This window comes from Phenylobacterium sp., from assembly GCF_031412415.1.
Classification (GTDB): Bacteria; Pseudomonadota; Alphaproteobacteria; order Caulobacterales; family Caulobacteraceae; genus Phenylobacterium.
The window spans coordinates 1-2,349 of sequence record NZ_JANOCX010000388.1 but is presented as its reverse complement, the minus strand read 5'-3'; the positions used below and the strand labels follow the sequence as shown (position 1 = coordinate 2,349).

General features: G+C 70.5%; 5 protein-coding genes. 4 read left to right on the top strand and 1 reads right to left on the bottom strand.

All coding sequences use genetic code 11. From position 1 onward, the window contains the following. The 4 genes from RMO04_RS18355 to RMO04_RS18340 all read left to right on the top strand — a co-directional run. On the top strand, positions 1 to 351 hold a 351-nt coding region (locus RMO04_RS18355; RefSeq protein ID WP_309646213.1), incomplete at its 5' end, for an SDR family oxidoreductase. Further along, positions 303 to 815, top strand: coding sequence for a GNAT family N-acetyltransferase (locus tag RMO04_RS18350; RefSeq protein ID WP_309646212.1), 513 nt, complete (start codon positions 303 to 305; stop codon positions 813 to 815). The genes RMO04_RS18355 and RMO04_RS18350, both read left to right, overlap by 49 nt. A 71-nt stretch (positions 816 to 886) precedes the next feature. After that, positions 887 to 1,264, top strand: coding sequence for a VOC family protein (locus tag RMO04_RS18345; protein WP_309646211.1), 378 nt, complete (start codon positions 887 to 889; stop codon positions 1,262 to 1,264). After that, entirely contained in the window at positions 1,261 to 2,019 is a 759-nt protein-coding gene (locus tag RMO04_RS18340; protein ID WP_309646210.1) for a helix-turn-helix transcriptional regulator, read from the top strand. Before RMO04_RS18345 ends, RMO04_RS18340 begins: the two co-directional genes overlap by 4 nt. On the opposite strand, the gene RMO04_RS18335 is transcribed toward RMO04_RS18340, so the two are convergent. After that, the coding region (locus tag RMO04_RS18335) for a hypothetical protein (protein WP_309646209.1) at positions 2,016 to 2,349 on the bottom strand (334 nt) is incomplete at its 5' end. The genes RMO04_RS18340 and RMO04_RS18335 overlap by 4 nt on opposite strands.

Here is a 2,349-nt window from a genome sequence, read left to right as displayed (position 1 = left end):
GACGGGGCGATCATCATCATCTCGTCCGTCGGGGGGTTGCGCGGCACCTCGGTGATCGGCGCCTACGCCATCTCCAAGGCCGCCGACATGCAGCTGGCCCGCAACCTCGCCCAGGAGCTTTCGCCCCATAACATCCGGGTCAACTGCATCGCGCCGGGCCTGGTGAAGACCGACTTCGCCAAGGCGCTGTGGGACACCCCGGCCGGCGAGGCCCGCGCCTCCACCGGCACCCCGCTGCGTCGCCTGGGCGAGCCCGACGACATCGCCGGCGGCGCGGTGTTCCTGGCCTCGGCGGCGGGATCATGGATGACCGGCCAGACCATCGTGATCGACGGCGGCTCGACGGCCTGATGCACTCGGCGGGCGCGCCTTCGTTCCGGCTTTCGCCCGCCGCGCCGTCCGACCTGGAGCGGCTGACGGACGTGCGGGTCGCGGCCATGCGCGAGAGCCTGGAGCGGATCGGCCGCTTCGATCCCCTGCGCGCCCGGCGGCGCATGATCGAGCAGTTTCGCCCCGAGCACACGCGGCTGATCTGGCGCGGCGAGGTCTTCGCCGGTTGCGTGGCCCTCGGCCCCGACGGGCCGGGCTGGCTGCGACTTGAGCACTTCTACATCCACCCGGACTGCCAGGGGGCGGGTCTTGGCGCCGACGTCCTCGCCGCCTTGCTGGCGGAAAGCGACGCCCAGGCCCTCGCGGTCAAGCTGACCGTCATCCGGGAGAGCGCGGCCAACCGTTTCTACGCGCGGTTCGGGTTCGCCGAGACCGGCCGCGATGAGGTCGACATCTTCTACGAGCGTGGCGCGCCGGCGATATAATTCGGCGTCTTGGCGCAAGCGCGCCACACAGTTCGGAGTCATACTGGGTCATCTCAGACCGGGAGGCCCGCATGCCCGCCACGCTCCGCCACTTCGCCATCAACGCCGACGACGTCCCGCGCGCCAGGCGCTTCTATGAGTCCGTCTTCGGCTGGGCCTTCGCCCCTTGGGGACCGCCCGGCTTCTACCAGACCCGCGACGCCGGCTCCGGCCTCTATGGCGCCCTGCAGGGCCGGAGAGAGCTGGTCCCCGGCCAGCGGACCAACGCGCTGGAGACCACCTTTGGCGTCGACGACATCGCCGCCACCGTGACCGCGGTCCAGGCGGCCGGCGGCAAGATCATCATGCCTCGCGTGAAGATCGAGGGCGTGGGCGAGCTGATCTATTTCGAGGACCCGGAGGGCAATGTGGTGGGCGCCATGCAGTACGAGCGGCCGCCCGAGCCGTGACCGTCACCTCGAGCGCGGTCGGGGATGGCTACCTCGTGCGGTCCCTGGCGGTGACCTATCCCGACGGCTTCGTCATCAGCGACCACGACCATCCGTGGGGCCAGCTTGTCCATGGCCGCACCGGGATCATGAGAGTGGAGACGGAGGGCCGCGTCTGGCTCAGCCCCGCCACCCGCGCCGTCTGGCTGCCGGCTTTCCGGCCCCATCGCATCGTCATGAAGGGCGCGGTGGCCATGCGAACCCTGTACCTTGCGCCGGAGGCGGCGGCCGACCTGCCGGGCGCGGCGGCGGTCCTGGAGGTGGGGCCCCTGCTGCGCGAGCTTGTCCTGCACATCCTGGCGATCGGCATGCTGGACCCGGCGGTTCCCGCGCACGCAAGGCTCACGAATGTGCTGAGCGACCTGATGGCCGCCGCGCCTCGGGAAGACCTGGCCTTGCCCCTGCCCAGCGACCCCCGTGCGCGCGCGCTGGCTGAGCGGCTGCATGCCCAGCCGGATGATCGGACGGACTTCCCGGCCTTGGCGCGGCAGACAGGCGCATCCCTGCGCACGCTGCAACGGATCTTCCCGCGGGAAACGGGCCTGTCGCTGGAAGGCTGGCGACAGAAGGCGCGGATGATCCACGCCGTGGCGGCTCTGGCGGCCGGCGCCTCGGTGACCGGCGCGGCGCTCGACTGCGGCTATGACAGCGTCTCGGCCTTCATCGCCGCCTTCAAGCGGGCGTTCGGAACAACGCCCGCCCGATACCGGCCCTAGTGGCCGTGGCCCGGACGGGCCGGCGCGCGATCGTCGCGATGTTCGTATTCGCGGGGCGCTTCGTAGCGGTCGTGGCCGTCGTAGGCGCGATAGGCGTCGCGGGGCTCGTAGCGGGGTTCATAGCGCGGTTCTGGGCGCGAGCGGTCGCTATAGGCGTTGTAGCGCGCCCCGCCATAGGTGGTGGTCGAGGACGAGTAGCTGGAGCGGTACTCGTAGTTGGAGTTCGGGGTGCTGCGGCGCTCGTAATAGGTCACCGGCGCGCGTTCGTATTCGCGGCGATAGTCCTGCTCATAGTCGCCTTGCTGATAGCCGCCGTGCTCGCGATTGCCG

What these genes read in the sequence shown, in the direction of transcription:
- RMO04_RS18350 (WP_309646212.1), top strand. Translation starts at nt 303, where the DNA reads ATGGATGACCGGCCAGACCATCGTGATCGACGGCGGCTCGACGGCCTG.
- RMO04_RS18345 (WP_309646211.1), top strand. Translation starts at nt 887, where the DNA reads ATGCCCGCCACGCTCCGCCACTTCGCCATCAACGCCGACGACGTCCCG.